Origin of the sequence: uncultured Shimia sp. (assembly GCF_947493595.1) — a bacterium.
GTDB lineage: Bacteria > Pseudomonadota > Alphaproteobacteria > Rhodobacterales > Rhodobacteraceae > Shimia.
Map to the genome: position 1 here is coordinate 1 of NZ_CANLRL010000016.1, position 2,500 is coordinate 2,500.

General features: G+C 53.3%; 1 tRNA gene and 2 rRNA genes (1 of these 3 cut by a window edge). All 3 read right to left on the minus strand.

Annotated features, from left to right (window positions below):
* Positions 1 to 5 precede the first annotated feature (5 nt).
* Positions 6 to 82, minus strand: a tRNA-Met gene (locus Q0955_RS20790).
* Between the two features lie 156 nt (positions 83 to 238).
* Positions 239 to 353, minus strand: a 5S ribosomal RNA gene (gene rrf / locus Q0955_RS20795).
* A 90-nt stretch (positions 354 to 443) separates the two neighbouring features.
* Positions 444 to 2,500, minus strand: a 23S ribosomal RNA gene (locus Q0955_RS20800); it runs 775 nt beyond the window's last position.

A 2,500-nucleotide genomic window follows, 5' to 3' on the forward strand; every position in this document is an offset into this window, starting at 1 on the left:
AGTGTTGGTTGCGGGAGTAGGATTTGAACCTACGACCTTCAGGTTATGAGCCTGACGAGCTACCGGGCTGCTCCATCCCGCGACGCTTTATGTTGGCCTACCGCCCGGAGGGCTACTTGAGGCCAGCTTGATCTCTTTACCATTTGGTTTTTGAGATCTGTCGCCCTTCAGGACGTATTGAGTGTACTGAAGGTATTTTTTTCATCGTCGAGAGATACGTTTTGAGGTCGTTTGATAGGTTTGGCGATGACCTACTCTCCCACACCTTAAGATGCAGTACCATCGGCGCTACGGTGCTTAACGGCCGGGTTCGGGATGGGACCGGGTGTTTCACTCGCGCTATGATCACCAAACCGATCAAACGGCCTCGTGTCCAAGTCATGTACAACTGTGTTGTGTGTATGCTTTTGATTTATCTAGTAGAAGTCTGTCTTTTACTGGATCAAATCAAGCCTATCGGACCATTAGTACCAGTCAACTGAATGCGTTACCGCACTTACATCTCTGGCCTATCGACGAGGTGGTCTACCTCGGTCCTCAGGGATACCTTGTTTTGAGGGGGGCTTCCCGCTTAGATGCCTTCAGCGGTTATCCTGTCCGATCATAGCTACCCAGCACTGCTCCTGGCGGAACAACTGGTACACCAGTGGATCGTTCACCCCGGTCCTCTCGTACTAGGGGCAACTCCTCTCAAGTATCCTACACCCACGGCAGATAGGGACCGAACTGTCTCACGACGTTCTAAACCCAGCTCACGTACCTCTTTAAACGGCGAACAGCCGTACCCTTGGGACCTGCTCCAGCCCCAGGATGAGATGAGCCGACATCGAGGTGCCAAACACTGCCGTCGATATGGACTCTTGGGCAGTATCAGCCTGTTATCCCCGGCGTACCTTTTATCCGTTGAGCGATGGCCCTTCCACTCGGGACCACCGGATCACTATGGCCGTCTTTCGACTCTGCTCGACTTGTCAGTCTCGCAGTCAGGCTGGCTTCTGCCATTGCACTCAACGAGCGATTTCCGACCGCTCTGAGCCAACCTTCGCGCGCCTCCGTTACGCTTTAGGAGGCGACCGCCCCAGTCAAACTACCCGCCACACAGGGTCCCGGATCCGGATAACGGACCGCGGTTAGACATCAAGCAATGCAAGGGTGGTATCTCAAGGGAGGCTCCACTCCGACTGGCGTCGAAGTTTCAAAGCCCACCACCTATCCTGCACATGCATGGCCTGATGCCAGTGTGAAGCTGTAGTAAAGGTGCACGGGGTCTTTCCGTCTAACCGCGGGAAGCCTGCATCTTGACAGGCAATTCAATTTCGCTGAGTCTATCTTGGAGACAGCGGGGAAGTCGTTACGCCATTCGTGCAGGTCGGAACTTACCCGACAAGGAATTTCGCTACCTTAGGACCGTTATAGTTACGGCCGCCGTTTACCTGGGCTTCAATTCGGAGCTCTCACCCCTCCTTTTAACCTTCAGGCACCGGGCAGGCGTCAGACCCTATACGTCGTCTTGCGACTTCGCAGAGCCCTGTGTTTTTAGTAAACAGTCGCCACCCCCTGGTTTGTGCCCCCAGTCAATACTTGCGTAGAAACTGGGCCTCCTTCTCGCGAACTTACGGAGGTATTTTGCCGAGTTCCTTCAAGATAGTTCTCTCAAGCGCCTTGGTATTCTCTACCAGTCCACCTGTGTTGGTTTAGGGTACGGTCTCATGGAGGGCTATTTCCAGGAACTGATCAGCAGCCCATTCAATCCGATAAGGATGAACTACCTTCACAATCCGTCACATCCTCCTGGCCTAGGAATATTAACCTAGTTCCCATCGCCTACGGCTTTCGCCCTCGGCTTAGGGGCCGGCTTACCCTGCTCAGATTAGCTTTAAGCAGGAACCCTTGGACTTTCGGCGAGAGTGTCTCTCACACTCTTTGTCGCTACTCATGTCATCATTCTCACTAGTGATCTCTCCACCGGATGGCTCACGCCCCGGCTTCATCGAAAGAACCTATTCCTCCAGGACACCCCGAGGGATGCTAAAGAGGAAAGGTCCTATGTCACACTACGCTCTGCTACCATGCACTATGTGCATCCTAGACTTCGGCTCATGGCTTGAGCCCCGTTACATCTTCGCCGCAGGACAACTTATTTAGACCAGTGAGCTGTTACGCTATCTTTAAAGGATGGCTGCTTCTAAGCCAACCTCCTGGTTGTTTTGGTCGTCCCACCTGCTTTCCCACTTAGCCATGAATTAGGGGCCTTAGTCGTAGGTCAGGGTTGTTTCCCTCTCCACTACGGACGTTAGCATCCGCAGTGTGTCTGCCATCTAGTACTCCCGGGTATTCGGAGTTTGGTTAGGATCAGTAAGCCTGTGGGGCCCCATTACCCATCCAGTGCTCTACCCCCCGGGGTATTCGGATGACGCTCTACCTAAATAGATTTCGCAGAGAACCAGCTATCTCCGAGTTTGATTGGCCTTTCACCCCTAGGCACAGCTCATCCCGATCT